Here is a 16,083-nt window from a genome sequence, read left to right as displayed (position 1 = left end):
TTATCCAATACTGATACAATTATGACAATCAAATTTCAATATATATTCACAATAGCTTTCTTTACAATCAGCTTGCAAACTGCATGGGCGCAAAAGAAAGATGAAAACTTAGGTACAGAGGTAATTAATGTTGTTAAGCCTTACACACCAACAATTTCGGATGCGTTTAAGGTGAAAGAAACACCATCATTAGACGATGAAGACAATACAAAGAAAGAAGAAATAAAATATAATATTTTCTCATTCCCCGTAGCTTCAACGTTTACACCAGCTAAAGGAAAAGCAGCCAATGTAGACAAAAGCAAACAGGAAAAACTGTTTAATAATTTTGCCAGCATTGGAATTGGAAATTACGGGACATTAAATGCAGAGCTTTTTGTTACAGAGAACTTAAACCGTAACGAATATGTTGGAGGAATGCTACGCCATCAATCATCACAAGGTGGAATCAAAGAAGTTGATTTGAATGACAAATTCTATAATACTCAACTGGATTTAACCTATGGTAACCAACAACAAAATATGAGTTGGAACGCCGATTTAGGATACCAACATCAAATTTACAACTGGTATGGACTTCCAAAAGAATTTGTAACATTTGATCCAGCAACAGTAGATGCAATTGCACCAGAGCAAACGTACCATACGTTTTATGTTGGTGGGCGATTAGAGACAAAAGAAAGCCTTTTTAATGAAGTGACTTTACAGTATAAGAGATTTTGGGATGCAAAAGGATCTGCAGAAAATAGATTTTTTGTAAAACCATCTTTAGAATTTGATATATTAGGAGAGAAAATCAAAACACTATTTGTGGTAGATTATGTGGGTGGTACATTTGAAAGAAACTACTTTACGGCAGAGGCATTAAAATATGGATATACAAATATTGGAATTCAACCAAGTTTTGTGATTCAAAGAGATGATTTATCGATCAATCTAGGAGCAGGAATTTTCTATAGTATGGACAACCAAAACAGTAGAAATAAATTCTACGTTTACCCACAAGTAACAGCATCCTATAAAGTCGTAGGTGATTTGATGATTGCATACGCTGGTGCAGAAGGAAAGTTACGTCAGAATTCATACCGTGATTTGATGACCGAGAATCAATTTATTTCACCAACAATTGGGATTGCTCCAACAGATCAACAATATGATTTATATGTAGGTCTAAAAGGGAAATTAGCGAATAATATTGGCTATAACGTAAGAGGATCATTGTTGAATGAAAAAAATAAAGCACTGTTCATGAGTAATACCTATGCTATAGGGGCAGCTCCATTAGAAGAAGGATATATGTATGGAAACTCCTTTAATGTGGTGTACGATGATGTAAGAACAGTTAGTTTATTTGGAGAGCTAAAATTCGATATGTCAAAAGCCTTTTCATTAGGTGTAAACGGTACATTCAATAGTTTTAAAACAGATCGATTAGAAGAAGCGTATAATTTACCAGAGTTTAAATTTGGTGCAAACATGGATGTAAAGATTACAGAAAAATGGTTTGCTGGGGCAAATGTATTTTTTGTAGGAGAACGTAAAGATATGTTCTCAACCAGTACATCAATTTCTCAAATGGCACAAACCGTTACTTTAGATAGTTATTTTGATGCAAATCTACATGTAGGTTATCAATACAATGAAAGACTAACAGCCTTTTTAAGAGCAAACAATTTAGCAAATCAAGCGTACCAAAAATGGATGAATTATCCAGTACAACAATTTCAAATCGTAGTAGGAGCATCCTATAAATTCGATTTCTAGAATGATAAGAATCAAACAATAGACCTACAAGCATCATAAGCTTGTAGGTTTTTTATTTTATACGACTCAAAAAATGACTTTTAAAGAAAAGGTATTAAAATACTATAATCAATCCGTACAGGATAAAATAGATGTGTTTAGAGATATGATTTTGGCATTGACAGAAGATGCACAAAACGATGCGAAAGGTTCTGCCGGAGATAAGCATGAAACAGCTTTGTCTATGATGCACCTTGAGCAAGAGAAAATTAATCATAAACTAAAAGAAGTTTTAGGACAAAAAGCAATTTTAGAAAAGATTGATCCAACAACTACAACATCAAAAATTATTTTAGGAAGCCTAGTCAAGGCCAATGGTATTTTATTATTTATGAGTACAGCCTTACCTAAAATTAAGATTGATGAAGTAAATGTAATCGCATTATCACCTCAATCCCCATTAGGAGGTAAAATGTTAGGGATGGAAGTGGGACATATGTTTGAGATTAATGGCACTACTTATGTGATTGAAAGTATCGAATAATTTTAAGAGTGAATTTTGAAATAATAAGCTGTTCTGTTTTAGAGCAGCTTTTTTTATGTCTAAAAATGAACCCTTGAATTTAGAATTTGAAAGCGTGATAAGGAGAAATACTTTGTGTGAGTTTATTATTTAATTTAAAAATGTAATTTTTGTTTCAAATTATAACTAATATGTTATTTTGTGTTTTGTAATTGTAACTGATAATGCAATTTTGCCTTGTTGAAAATAATTAAACAAGTGTATTATGTGTGGAATATTAGCCATTATTGGAAAAGGATTAGATGAAGCTTTAGTAAAGCAAATGTCAAAACGCATGTCCCATAGAGGACCAGATGAAAGCGACTTACAGAGAACAGAGAAAGGACATATTCTATGTCATGAACGTTTATCGATAGTCGATTTATATACTGGAAAACAACCTATTCAAGGAACAAATCAAGCGTTTATGATTCATAATGGCGAAATATACAATCACAAACATTTACGTGAAACTATCTTGAAAGAACATACATTTAGAACCACTTCCGATTCAGAAGTTATTGTGCATCTATACGAAGAGTTCGGATATGATTTTTGCGAGAAGCTAGATGGAATTTTTGCCTTTGTTGTAATTGATGGAGACGACTTTATTGCAGGAAGAGATCCGCTAGGTGTGAAACCATTGTATTACGGAATTGATGCAAGAGGTCGCATTTATTTTGCATCAGAAATGAAAGCAATTTCAGAAGAATGTAAAACATTTTCAACATTCCCTCCAGGACATTATTATACGCCTAAAACGGGGTTTGTGAAATACTATAACCCACAATGGGTAGATGCAGAGAAAGCAATAGAAATATTGGACTTAGATAAAATTAGAGAGACATTGACGGAAGCAACCCGCAAACGCTTAATGAGTGATGTTCCTATTGGAGTTTTGCTTTCAGGAGGATTAGATTCATCGTTAACTTCTTCGATAGCAGCAAGGCTTTTGGCAGAAGAAGGGAAGAAGCTACATTCTTTTTCTATCGGTTTAACAGCAGATGCGCCAGATGCTGTAGCAGCTCGAAAAGTGGCGGATTTTATTGGTACAGAACACCATGAGATTCACTTTACAGTAGCGGAAGGAATTTCAATTTTAGAAAAACTAATATGGCATTTAGAAACCTATGATGTTACATCTATTAGGGCAAGTACACCGATGTACTTTTTGTCTAAAGCAATTTCAGATTTAGGGATTAAGGTTGTTTTGTCAGGCGAAGGAGCTGATGAAATTTTTGGAGGCTACCTCTATTTCCGAAATGCGCCAACAGTAGAGGAATTTCAAAAAGAAACAATTGAACGTGTGCAGAAATTATTTACCGCAGACTTGTTAAGAGCAGATAAATCGACTATGGCTCACGGACTCGAGGCACGAGTGCCATTTTTAGATAAAGCCTTTTTGGAATTAGCGATAAAGATTAAACCAGAAGAAAAACAACCAAAAACTTATAAGGGTATAGAAAAGTATATTTTGAGAAAAGCATTCGATACACCAGAAAGTCCCTATCTACCTGATGAAGTTTTATGGAGGCAAAAAGAGCAATTTTCAGATGGAGTAGGATACAGTTGGATCGATAATTTAATTGAATACTGTTCAAGTCAAGTAACCGATGATGAGCTTAGTAAAGCATCGGAACTATTTCCATACAATACGCCAACATCAAAGGAAGCATATTTCTATAGAAGCTTATTCCATAAGCATTTTCCGCAGAAAAGTGCTGCGCAAACCGTTAGAAAGTGGATTCCGAAATGGCAAGAAAATACAGACCCAAGCGGAAGAGCAAATGCTGCACATGTCATGGCCGACACAGCAATAGCAAAGAAGCCTGTGGCTGTTGAGTTTTAGTATAATTTAGTTGTTTGTTTAGTTAAGCGTTGCTATGGCAACGCTTTTTCTGTTTTTAGTTGCGAATAATGAACAAATGTTGATAACTTGACGGCTAAAAACGTCATTTATACCAGATTATCCCTAGGATTTTTGTATATTTGTTCGTTAATCAAAAAATATATTTAGAATATAATTATATGAGCGAAGAAATCAATAAAAACAATTATTCAGCAGATAGTATTCAGGCTTTAGAAGGAATGGAGCACGTAAGAATGCGTCCTTCGATGTATATTGGAGATGTAGGTGTTAGAGGTCTTCATCACTTAGTTTATGAAGTGGTAGATAACTCTATCGATGAGGCGATGGGAGGACATTGCGATACTATTTATGTTGCTATTAATGATGATAACTCGGTAACGGTTGAAGATAATGGTCGTGGTATTCCGGTAGATATACATAAAAAAGAAGGTGTTTCCGCACTTGAGGTTGTAATGACTAAAATTGGTGCCGGAGGTAAATTTGATAAAGATTCATATAAAGTTTCTGGAGGTCTTCACGGTGTTGGGGTATCTGTAGTAAACGCTTTATCAAACCACTTGAAAGCAACAGTTCACAGAGAAGGAAAAATATACGAACAAGAATACGAAAAGGGAAAAGCAATTTATCCTGTAAAACAAGTTGGTGAAACAGAAAAAAGAGGTACTGTAGTAACTTTTAAACCTGATAATAGCATCTTTACACAGACAGTTGAATATTCTTATGATACTTTGGCTGCCCGTATGCGTGAATTGTCTTTCTTGAACAAAGGAATTACAATTACACTTACAGACAAAAGAGAAGTTGATAAAGATGGAAATTTTGTTTCTGAAACATTCCATAGTGATGAAGGTTTAAAAGAATACATCCGTTTTCTAGATGGAAATCGTGAACCAATCATTAGCCATGTAATTAGCATGGAGAGTGAAAAAGGTGAAATCCCAGTTGAGGTTGCTTTAATCTACAACACAAGTTACACAGAGAATATCTTCTCTTACGTGAATAATATTAATACGCACGAAGGAGGAACACACTTGTCTGGTTTCAGAAGAGGTTTGACTAATACCTTGAAAAAGTATGCAGATGCTTCTGGTTTATTAGATAAATTGAAATTTGAAATTTCTGGAGATGACTTCCGTGAAGGATTAACAGCAATTATTTCTGTAAAAGTTCAAGAACCACAATTCGAAGGGCAAACAAAAACGAAACTAGGAAACCGTGAGGTTGTAGCGCCAGTTAGTCAAGCTGTTTCGGAGATGCTAGAAAATTATTTGGAAGAAAATCCAAACGATGCTAGAATTATTGTGCAAAAAGTAATCTTGGCGGCTCAGGCACGTCATGCTGCGAAAAAAGCACGTGAAATGGTTCAAAGAAAAACCGTAATGGGTGGCGGTGGACTACCTGGGAAACTGTCAGATTGTTCTGAACAAGATCCAGTAAAATGTGAAATCTACCTTGTCGAGGGAGATTCTGCAGGTGGAACAGCAAAACAAGGGCGTGACCGTAATTTCCAAGCAATTCTACCTTTAAGAGGTAAGATTTTGAATGTGGAAAAAGCAATGCACCATAAAGTTTTTGAAAACGAAGAGATCAAAAATATATTTACAGCTTTAGGAGTTACTATTGGTACTGCTGAAGACAGTAAAGCTTTGAATTTAGAAAAATTACGTTACCATAAAATTGTTATTATGTGTGATGCCGATGTCGATGGTAGCCACATTTCTACATTAATTTTGACGTTCTTCTTCCGATTCATGAGAGAGTTAATTGAGAATGGACACGTATACATTGCAGCACCACCTTTATATTTAGTGAAAAAAGGAAATAAAAAGGAATATGCATGGAACGATGATCAACGTGATATTGCAAATGAGAAAATGGGTGGTAATGCAACCATTCAACGATATAAAGGTCTTGGAGAGATGAATGCAGAGCAATTGTGGGATACTACAATGAATCCAGAATTCAGAACATTTAGACGAGTTTCAATTGATAGTTTAGCAGAAGCAGATCGTATTTTCTCAATGTTGATGGGGGATGAAGTTCCACCACGTAGAGAATTTATAGAGAAGAATGCAGTTTATGCAAAAATTGATGCATAAGTAAGATATAATGGTTTTTGTTATTATATTTGAGAATATCAATTTTGATATGAAACTAATCAACAACTAAAAAAAATTATAGAATGAAAGTAACTATTGTAGGAGCCGGTAACGTAGGCGCAACATGTGCTGATGCAATTGCATTTAGAAGAATTGCGAGCGAGATAGTTTTAATTGACATCAAAGAAAATTTTGCAGAAGGAAAAGCATTGGATATTTCTCAGACAGCAACCACTTTAGGATTTAATACTAAAGTTTCAGGAAGCACGAACGATTATTCAAAAACAGCTGGAAGCGATGTTGTCGTTATAACTTCAGGTATCCCTAGAAAACCAGGAATGACTCGTGAGGAATTAATTGGTATCAATGCAGGTATTGTGAAAACAGTGGCAGAAAGCGTACTGAAATATTCGCCAGAGGCAATAATTGTTGTCGTTTCAAATCCAATGGATACAATGGCTTACTTAGTTCAAAAAGCAACAGGCCTTCCTAAAAACCGTGTAATCGGTATGGGAGGTATCTTAGATAGTTCAAGATTTAGATATTATTTAGCACAAGCTTTAGGGAAACCTGCAAATGATGTTCATGGAATGGTAATTGGAGGTCATGGAGATACAACGATGATTCCTTTAACGCGTTTAGCAACCTATAATGGTATACCAGTTTCTGAATTTTTATCAGAAGAAGCTTTAGCAAAAGTAGCAGAAGATACAATGGTTGGGGGTAAAACTTTAACCGGTATGTTAGGCACTTCGGCATGGTATGCTCCTGGAGCATCAGTAGCTTATCTAGTAGATAGTATTTTGAACGATCAAAAGAAAATTATTCCTTGCTCTACTTTATTGGAAGGTGAATATGGACAAAAAGATATTTTTGTAGGTGTACCTTGTATTATAGGAAAAAATGGAATCGAAGAGATTGTAAATATTGAGTTAAATGCGGTTGAAAAAGATTTATTTGTGAAGAGTGCAGATGCAGTTCGTAACATGAATGAAGATTTAAAATCAGTTTTATCTTAAGCAAATCATAAATTATCAAAAAAAAGACTGCTATATGCAGTCTTTTTTTATATATTAATCGATAAATAAATTGGTTAATCTTTTGGTAAATTATATATTTGCTCGTTTTAAAAAAAATAGTGAAGATTTGAAGACCTTTATAAATGTAGTAAAGGATATTTTAATTTTGATTTTTTGCGAAACAACTTAAATAACAAAAATTAATTAATTACTTGTAATAATGCAGAATAGAGGACTCGTTAAATTTTTTGCAATTTTATTTGCATTGGTAAGTATTTACCAACTTTCATTCACATTTGTTGCCGACCGAGTAGAAAACAACGCGAAAAAATTTGCTAATGGAGATTCGGCTAAAGAATTTTCTTATTTAGATTCTATTGGTAAAGAATCTGTTTTCAATCTAGGTTTCACGAAATTTACTTATAATGAAGTAAAAGACAAAAAGATTAATAAAGGTCTTGATTTAGAGGGTGGAATCAACGTAATTCTTCAAGTGTCTATTAAAGACGTATTGAAAGGATTATCGAACAACTCAAAAAATCCGGTTTTTAATAAAGCTTTAGCAGATGCAACAAAAAACAGAGAAGGTAATCAAAGTTATTTAGATGCTTTCTTTATTGCTTTTGAAAAAGAGTCTGCTGGTAAAGTGAAATTAGCTTCACCTGATATTTTTGCAAATAGAAACTTAAGTGATGAAATCAACTTTCAAATGACTGATAAAGCTGTACAAGCTGTATTGAAAAAGAAAGTAGAAGAGTCAACGGCTAGTGCATTTGAAGTAGTAAGAAAACGTATCGATAAATTTGGTGTAACACAACCTAATATTCAACCATTAGGAGAAACAGGAAGAATCTTAGTAGAGCTTCCAGGTGCAAAAGATGTTGACCGTATTAAGAATTTATTACAAAGTACAGCTCAATTAGAATTTTGGGATGTATATAAAGGAGAAGAAATTAGCCAGTTTTTAATGACAGCTAACGAAGCTTTGAAAAAAACAGAGAAAGCTGAAGTTGTAACGAAAGAAACAAAAAAATCAGATATCGATTCATTATTGACAGATGTATCTAAAGATTCAGCTGCAGTAACAAAAGGAAATAACCCGTTATTTGATAAAATCATCGGTGGTGGTGGTGGACCAATCATTGCTTACTTCTCACCAAAAGATACAGCAGTAATCAACGGTTACTTAAAAAGAGAAGATATTAAAGCATTATTACCAGCAGAACAACGTTATGTGAAATTTGCTTGGGGTAAAGTAACTTCTATACAAGATAAAGACAAAAAAGATATTTCTGCGGTAGAGTTATATGCTTTAAAAGGAAATAGAGATAATCACCCACCATTAAGTGGAAGTGTTGTTGTAGATGCAAAAGCTGATTTTGACCAATTTGGTAAACCATCGGTTTCTATGAGAATGAGCCCAAGTGGATCTAAAAAATGGGAAGAACTTACAACGGAAGTTTCAAGAAATAAAGGAGCTATTGCAATTGTATTAGATAACATCGTATACTCTGCGCCAAATGTTAATGAGCCAATCACTGGAGGTAGTTCAGTAATCTCAGGTAAATTTACATTATCAGAAACAAAAGATTTAGAAAACGTATTAAGAGCAGGTAAATTACCAGCTTCTGCAGATATCGTTCAATCAGAAGTAGTAGGACCATCATTAGGGCAAGAAGCTATTGATAATGGTATTATGTCATCGATCATCGGTTTATTAATCGTATCGTTATGGATGGTTGTTTATTATGGTAAAGCAGGTTGGTATGCTAACGTGGCTTTAGGGGTGAACCTTTTATTCTTATTTGGAGTTTTAGCAAGCTTAGGTGCTGTACTTACATTACCAGGTATTGCAGGTATTATCTTGACAATGGGTACTGCGGTAGATGCGAACATTATTATATATGAACGATCGAAAGAAGAGTTAAGAGCTGGTAAAACATTGCCTGAAGCAATTAAAACATCTTTCAGCTGGAGAGGAGCAATGTCTTCTATTACAGATGCAAACGTTACACACATCTTAACAGGTATTGTATTGTTGATTTTTGGTACAGGTCCAATTAAAGGATTTGCTACAACATTATTAATTGGTATTGGAACTTCATTGTTTACATCAATTTTTATTACAAGAATTCTTTTAGACTGGAGCGTAAGCAGAAAAAACAATTTGACATTCGTTACAAAATTCTCTAAGAATATGTTTACGAACTTCCATTTTGATTTCTTAGGAAAAAAGAAAATCACTTACGTGATATCAGGAATTGTAGTTATTGTTAGTATTATTTCATTAGCAACAAACGGATTGAATCAAGGTGTAGATTTCGTTGGAGGAAGAACATTCCAAGTACGTTTTGAAAAACCAGTTGAAGCATCAGCTGTTGCAGAAGACTTATCTAAAGTATTCGGAAGTGCTGAGGCTAAAATTTTCGGAGATGCTAGTCAATTGAAAATTACAACAAAATATAAAGTTGCAGATCACGGAGTTGAAGCAGATAAGGAAGTAAATAAATTAATGTATGATAACCTTAAGAAATATTATACAACAGATTTATCCTATGAGAAATTTGTAAACACGTACGAAGGTAAGAAAGTAGGTATTTTACAAGCTTCTAAAGTAGGTCCTGCAGTTGCAGAAGATATTAAAACAAATTCTTACTGGGCAGTATTAGGTTCTATGGCTATTGTATTCATCTATTTGATGATCAGTTTTAGAAAATGGCAATATAGTTTAGGTGCAATTGCAGCAGTAGCGCATGACGTTATATTTGTATTAGGTATCTATTCTTTATTCTGGAAATATGCTCCATTCCACATGGAGATTGACCAACACTTTATTGCAGCTATTCTAACAGTAATTGGATACTCGATGAATGATACTGTAATTGTATTTGATAGAGTTAGAGAATACTTAGCAGGTAAAACTAAAGGTAACTTTAATGATATCGTAAACCAATCTATTAATACAACAATGTCAAGAACAATTAATACATCATTAACAATGTTAATCGTATTATTGATTATGTTCATCTTTGGTGGTGAATCAATCAGAGGATTTGTATTCGCGATGTTAATTGGTATTGGTGTTGGTACATACTCTTCTTTATTCATTGCAACTCCAGTATTATGTGATACAGTTTCAAGAAAAGAAAGAGAATTAATTGAAAAAAGACACGCAGAAAGCGCTGAATAATTAAAGAATTATTTAGATTATAAAGCAATATTTTAGTTCAAAATAAAAGTAAAAAGTCCCGATAATTATCGGGACTTTTTTTTAGGACTATAATTTAATCTTCAATATAAAATAAAAGGATCCTAAGAAAGATTAAGCGATGATTGTGTGGAGACTTAGTCTTAATCAGATTTTGAGTATAATGGCCGTGTATAGGGGTTGTTTTAGATTTTAAGTTGTTGTTGTATTACTGCTCTAGAGTAATTGCAATTAGATTAAGATAGTAGATACAATAATGCTAAAATAGATGTATATAAAAAAAGCCTGAGGAATTCCTCAGGCTTTTTTTATATACTATAATAAGATGTTTAATTATGCTTCTGCTTTGGTAGGTCTGAACATGAAATATAAACCAACAAGGATAAAAGGAATACTTAACCATTGTCCAGTAAGTAATATCGGCTCTTTGCCTTCAAATCCACCTTGACTCTCTTTGATGAATTCTACAATAAAACGAACACTCCATAGTAAAACTAAAAATACTCCAAATAAGTAACCCAATTTCTTGCGTGCCTCAGTTTTCCAGTACATAAAGAATAATATAAAGAATACAAAGACATAACCAATCGCTTCGTATAATTGAGCAGGATGTTTTACAGGTACAGCTTGTAATAAGTTTGCAAACTGAGGATCGGTAACAATTGCTTTATAAGCGGCTTTGGGTGGGGTGATGTGTGTTAATTGAACGACTTCATTCGGAGAATATGCATCGTGTAAAAATTTAATTCCAAAAGCAGAATTTGTTTCCTTACCTAATATCTCAGAATTAAAGAAATTACCCAGACGAACAAAAATAGCGCCACTAGCAACAGGAATTACGACACGGTCTAAAGTCCATAATAATGGTTTTTTGATTACTTTTTTACTATAGAAATACATTGTAATGATGATAGCAATGGCTGCTCCATGGCTAGCTAAACCAGCGAAACCTGTAATCTCAAATTTTGGTTCAAATTTAAAAGGTAAGAAGATTTCAAGTAAATGATGTTGAAAATATTCCCAATCATAAAATAAAACATGTCCTAATCGAGCACCAACTAAGGTAGCTACAACTGAATAGATGAATAAAGAATCAAGTTTTTCAATAGATTCGTTTTCACGTTCGAAAATTTTCTTCATGATGTACCAACCTAAAGAGAAAGCTACAACAAACATTAAGCTGTAATATCGAATTACGAAAAAACCTAAGTCAATTCCTTCAGATGGATTCCAGACTATATTCAATGGGTGTGTCATAAGTAATAAATATATTTTACGTTAAAATTAAAAATTTGATTTAAACCAATTGTAATGATTAAGATTATTTTTTGATAATATCTTTTTCAGGAACAGGATCATAACCACTGCCGCCCCAAGGATGACAACTTGCAATACGTTTAATTGCTAACCAACCTCCTTTAAATAGACCATGCTTTTGCAAAGCTTCTGCACTGTAATGTGAACAGGTAGGAGTGTAGCGACAAGCTGCAGGTGTATAAGGAGAAATGGCCCCTTGATAAAAACGGATTAATAATATGAATGGGAATATGAGAATTTTTTTAAGGCTCATATTATTGGTTTAAAAACAATGGGCATTTGAAATAGAATATCATTTGCCCATTGTTATATTAGTTTACTGAAAAAGTAGTTCCGTCTTTTCCGTCTTTTAGTTGTATTCCTAAGGTGATCAATTGATCGCGAATCTGATCTGACAAAGCAAAATCCTTATTAGCTCTAGCCTCATTACGCATTGTGATTAACATATTTACAATGCCTTCCAGTTTTTCATTTTGATTATTAGAAGATTTTTCATTTACCAAACCTAAAACATCAAAAACAAACACATTTAAAGCATTTTGTAATGTTTTTAGATCTTCGGCAGTTAATGTTTCTTTGCCTTCTTTTAATAGGTTGATATATTTTACAGCTTCAAAAAGTTGTGCAATTAATATAGGACTATTAAAATCATCATTCATAGCATCGTAACAAGATTGTTTCCAACTTGCTATATCCAAAGAAGAAGTAGGACTAGAATTAAGATCTTTACTATTGTCAATGGCTTCCATCAATCGATTAAATCCTTTTTCTGCAGCAAGAATAGCATCATTAGAAAAATCTAATATACTTCTGTAATGCGCCTGTAACATGAAAAATCGAGTTACAGCAGGTGAAAAAGGTTTACTTAATATTGGGTTATTTCCTGTGAAAATTTCCTTTGGTAGAATGTTGTTACCAGTCGATTTAGCCATTTTTTTACCATTCAATGTTAGCATATTAGCGTGCATCCAGTAATTCACTGGAGCATGACCTGTACAAGCTTCATTTTGTGCAATTTCACATTCGTGATGTGGAAACTTTAAATCCATTCCACCACCATGAATATCGAACTTATCACCTAAATATTTTGTGCTCATTGCAGTACACTCAAGGTGCCATCCTGGAAAACCATCACTCCAAGGTGAAGGCCATCGCATGATATGTTGCGGTTCAGCTTTTTTCCAAAGTGCAAAATCCTGTGGATTTCTTTTCTCTGACTGCCCAGCAAGTTCACGAGTGTTAGCTAGCATTTCATCAATGTTTCTACCGCTAAGTATTCCGTAATGATGTTTCTCATTGAATTTAGCAATATCAAAATAAACAGATCCATCCACAACATAAGCAAAACCATTGTCGATGATTTGTTTGATGATATTGATTTGTTCTATGATATGACCAGTAGCCGTAGGTTCAATGCTTGGCGGAATTGTATTAAATAGTTCCAATATCTGATGAAAGTCCACAGTATAACGCTGTACGACTTCCATAGGTTCAAGTTGTTCTAAACGAGCTTTTTTAGCAATTTTATCCTCACCTTCATCTTCATCATCAACAATATGTCCCACATCAGTAATATTTCGAACATAGCGTACTTTGTATTCTAAATGTTTTAAATATCTGAAGATTAAATCAAATGACATAAAAGTTCTAACATTTCCTAAATGAACATTGCTGTAAACCGTTGGGCCGCAAACATACATTCCAACATTCCCCTCATGAATAGGTGTGAAAACTTCTTTTTCTCCGCTTAAGGAGTTGTATAATTTTAATGTCTGATGTTGATATAAAGGCATTTGGCTTAAATGGATTAAAAGATTTTTTTGAATTAAATTTTAAAATAATTCAAATCAATTTATGGTATTAAAACTGAGTATCTAATTTAATGTAGTCTAAAAATTCTCTTCTTACTTTATCTTCTTTAAACTGTCCACCAAATTCAGCTGTAACAGTGCTACTTTCGATATCTCTAATTCCTCTTGAATTAACGCATAAGTGTTTTGCATCAATTACGCAGGCAACATCTTGAGTATTTAATACTTTTTGTAATTCCTGTACAATTTGAATCGTTAGACGTTCTTGTACTTGTGGTCTTTTTGAAAAATAATCGACAATTCTATTCATTTTAGAAAGACCAACTACAGTTCCATTGGAAATATAAGCAACATGAGCACGTCCAACAATAGGAAGTAAGTGATGTTCACAAGTTGAATAAACAGTAATGTTTTTTTCAACAAGCATTTCATTGTATTTATATTTGTTTTCAAAAGTTGATGCACTTGGCTTTTTGGCAGGATTTAAACCTCCAAAAATCTCTTTCACAAACATTTTAGCGACACGATTAGGAGTACCTTTTAGACTGTCATCTGTAAGGTCCATTCCTAATGTATTTAGGATGCTTTCAACATCTTTTTTTATCAGTTCTATTTTTTTATCATCAGATAGATCAAAAGCATTTTCTCTTAAAGGGGTAAAAGCGCTTGTAGCAATATGATTATCTCCAATTTCGTCTAAAAAATCTTCGTTTGGAATCATTATAAAATAATTGTTTTTTTGATTAAAATTTAAGAGAACAAAGATAATTAATTAAACCTAATTATACTGTAAAAATAATTTCAACTGTTAATATTTAAAAATTTTAATACAAAACCTTAAAAGTTTCTTAAAATTATGTAAATTTCGAACCTTAAACAGTTTAATAAAAATGAGAAAGAAATACTTCCTATTGATTTTGTTCAGTTTGATGTGTATTAATGTCTTTGGACAAGGGGCAACTTGTGCTACAGCTCAGCCCTTTTGTGCAGGCGGTAGTACAATGGTTTTTCCAAATACCACAGGAGTGCCAAGTGCTGGATCAGTTTCATGTTTAGCAACAACACCAAACCCTGTTTGGTATTATTTGCAAATTGCAACTCCAGGAGATCTTAACTTCCATATTGTGCAAAATACACAGTTTGATGGACAAGGAAATCCAATTGGAAATCCACTAGATGTCGATTTTATTGCTTACGGACCCTTTACTTCTCCTGCACAAGCGTGTGGAAATTTAGGAGCAGGGACACAAGTAGGTTGTAGTTATTCTGCAGCACCAGAAGAAGATTTTACAATTACAGGTGCTCAGGTAGGTCAAATCTATATGGTTATGATTACCAACTTCAATGGACAATCTGGGTTTATCAGTTTTGGACAATCTGGAGGTACAGGTTCTACAAACTGTGATATTGTTTGTCCTATATCTTTAGGTCCGGATGTACCTCTTTGTGAAGGACAATCTTATACACTTAATTCAAATATTTCTGGAGCGACATCTTATGTATGGACTCATGATGGAGGTATAGTACCAGGAGCTAATGGACAAACATTAACAGTTTCTGCTGCAGGTGTTTATACAGTTGTAGTGACTAAGCCAGGATGTTCTAATAATGCAACAGATTCGGTTACAGTTACTGTAACACCAGGTATTCAGACGAATCCCCCTTCAGATCTCACAGTCTGTGATAATGGGACGCCAATGCAAACCTATAATTTGAATACAAATGATTTAACCGCTTTAGGTTTAAATGCAAATTATGAATTAACTTATTTTGCTACTTTAGGAAATTTAAATACAGGTTCTCCTTTTATTCCAACAGCTGATTTGGGAAGTTACCAAAGTCCAGGGAATGGAGAAACCATATATATAAGAATTGAAGATTTATCAGGAGCAGGATGTAATACAGTTAAAACCTTTACATTAAATAAGGTTACTGTTGTTTTAGGACAACCGGGTAATCTTGAAAAATGTGAGCTACCGGCAGGTTCAGGTACTTCTACTTTTGATTTAACAACACAAGAAGATATTATTCTAGATGGCGCAGGTCCTGTAGGATATACAATTACCTACCATACAAATGCTGCCGATGGAGCTACTGGAGCCAATCCAATACCAACCCCATCAGTTTACACAGGTCCTAGTGGAACAATTTATGTTCACGTGGTTAACACAGCAGCTGGCGGATGTTTTGCAAACACAAGCTTTACTGTAACGGTTCACCCGCAACCTGTTGTTGCACCAGTTGCCGATGTATCAGGATGTGGAAGTTATGTTTTACCAGCTTTAACAGTAGGAGGATACTTTACTGGAACAGGAGGAACAGGAACACCATTAGCAGCAGGAGCAACACTCACTACTACGCAAACCGTGTATGTTTATGCTCAATCTGGGACTACCCCAAATTGTACAGACGAGAAAAGTTTTGTAGTAACAATTAATGCGATTCCAGTTGTTG

General features: G+C 33.9%; 10 protein-coding genes and 1 pseudogene. 7 read left to right on the top strand and 4 right to left on the bottom strand.

Annotation, left to right across the window (positions count from 1 at the left end):
- Positions 1–21 precede the first annotated feature (21 nt).
- The 6 genes from P6733_RS10505 to secDF all read left to right on the top strand — a co-directional run bounded on the left by P6733_RS10505 (position 22) and on the right by secDF (position 10,483).
- On the top strand, positions 22–1,764 hold the full coding sequence (locus tag P6733_RS10505; protein WP_306352827.1) for a porin family protein: 1,743 nt from the start codon (positions 22–24) through the stop codon (positions 1,762–1,764).
- Positions 1,765–1,837: 73 nt separating this feature from the next.
- Positions 1,838–2,287 (top strand): hypothetical protein, encoded by a 450-nt coding sequence (locus P6733_RS10500; protein ID WP_306352826.1) that lies wholly within the window; start codon positions 1,838–1,840, stop codon positions 2,285–2,287.
- A 244-nt stretch (positions 2,288–2,531) separates the two neighbouring features.
- Complete coding sequence (asnB, locus tag P6733_RS10495; protein ID WP_306352825.1) at positions 2,532–4,154, top strand: asparagine synthase B; 1,623 nt, start codon at positions 2,532–2,534, stop codon at positions 4,152–4,154.
- A gap of 179 nt (positions 4,155–4,333) precedes the next feature.
- A complete protein-coding gene (gyrB, locus tag P6733_RS10490) occupies positions 4,334–6,274 on the top strand; it encodes a DNA topoisomerase (ATP-hydrolyzing) subunit B (protein WP_306352824.1) in 1,941 nt (646 codons plus the stop codon).
- Between the two features lie 83 nt (positions 6,275–6,357).
- A complete protein-coding gene (gene mdh / locus P6733_RS10485) occupies positions 6,358–7,293 on the top strand; it encodes a malate dehydrogenase (RefSeq protein WP_306352823.1) in 936 nt (311 codons plus the stop codon).
- 220 nt (positions 7,294–7,513) lie between these two features.
- Positions 7,514–10,483 (top strand): protein translocase subunit SecDF, encoded by a 2,970-nt coding sequence (secDF, locus tag P6733_RS10480; protein WP_306352822.1) that lies wholly within the window; start codon positions 7,514–7,516, stop codon positions 10,481–10,483.
- Positions 10,484–10,834: 351 nt separating this feature from the next.
- On the opposite strand, the gene lgt is transcribed toward secDF, so the two are convergent.
- The 4 genes from lgt to folE all read right to left on the bottom strand — a co-directional run bounded on the left by lgt (position 10,835) and on the right by folE (position 14,350).
- Positions 10,835–11,758 (bottom strand): prolipoprotein diacylglyceryl transferase, encoded by a 924-nt coding sequence (gene lgt, locus P6733_RS10475; RefSeq protein WP_306352821.1) that lies wholly within the window; start codon positions 11,756–11,758, stop codon positions 10,835–10,837.
- A 64-nt stretch (positions 11,759–11,822) separates the two neighbouring features.
- A complete protein-coding gene (yidD, locus tag P6733_RS10470; RefSeq protein ID WP_306352820.1) occupies positions 11,823–12,071 on the bottom strand; it encodes a membrane protein insertion efficiency factor YidD in 249 nt (82 codons plus the stop codon).
- 58 nt (positions 12,072–12,129) lie between these two features.
- A complete protein-coding gene (cysS, locus tag P6733_RS10465) occupies positions 12,130–13,611 on the bottom strand; it encodes a cysteine--tRNA ligase (RefSeq protein ID WP_306352819.1) in 1,482 nt (493 codons plus the stop codon).
- Positions 13,612–13,678: 67 nt separating this feature from the next.
- Positions 13,679–14,350, bottom strand: a complete 672-nt coding sequence (gene folE / locus P6733_RS10460; protein WP_306352818.1) for a GTP cyclohydrolase I FolE — start codon at positions 14,348–14,350, stop codon at positions 13,679–13,681.
- 169 nt (positions 14,351–14,519) lie between these two features.
- Here folE and P6733_RS10455 point away from each other — a divergent pair.
- Positions 14,520–16,083: pseudogene (locus P6733_RS10455) on the top strand (hypothetical protein); the annotation flags it as partial.

This window comes from Flavobacterium aerium, from assembly GCF_030766725.1.
In the GTDB taxonomy this organism is placed as follows: Bacteria; Bacteroidota; Bacteroidia; order Flavobacteriales; family Flavobacteriaceae; genus Flavobacterium; species Flavobacterium aerium.
Note: the sequence above shows the minus strand (reverse complement) of the source record. Positions and strands in the feature narration are given on the sequence as shown.

Excerpts from the sequence above, each read along its gene's own strand:
- P6733_RS10505 (WP_306352827.1), top strand. The coding sequence starts at position 22 with ATGACAATCAAATTTCAATATATATTCACAATAGCTTTCTTTACAATC.
- P6733_RS10500 (WP_306352826.1), top strand. The coding sequence starts at position 1,838 with ATGACTTTTAAAGAAAAGGTATTAAAATACTATAATCAATCCGTACAG.
- asnB (WP_306352825.1), top strand. The coding sequence starts at position 2,532 with ATGTGTGGAATATTAGCCATTATTGGAAAAGGATTAGATGAAGCTTTA.
- gyrB (WP_306352824.1), top strand. The coding sequence starts at position 4,334 with ATGAGCGAAGAAATCAATAAAAACAATTATTCAGCAGATAGTATTCAG.
- mdh (WP_306352823.1), top strand. The coding sequence starts at position 6,358 with ATGAAAGTAACTATTGTAGGAGCCGGTAACGTAGGCGCAACATGTGCT.
- secDF (WP_306352822.1), top strand. The coding sequence starts at position 7,514 with ATGCAGAATAGAGGACTCGTTAAATTTTTTGCAATTTTATTTGCATTG.
- lgt (WP_306352821.1), bottom strand. The coding sequence starts at position 11,758 with ATGACACACCCATTGAATATAGTCTGGAATCCATCTGAAGGAATTGAC.
- yidD (WP_306352820.1), bottom strand. The coding sequence starts at position 12,071 with ATGAGCCTTAAAAAAATTCTCATATTCCCATTCATATTATTAATCCGT.
- cysS (WP_306352819.1), bottom strand. The coding sequence starts at position 13,611 with ATGCCTTTATATCAACATCAGACATTAAAATTATACAACTCCTTAAGC.
- folE (WP_306352818.1), bottom strand. The coding sequence starts at position 14,350 with ATGATTCCAAACGAAGATTTTTTAGACGAAATTGGAGATAATCATATT.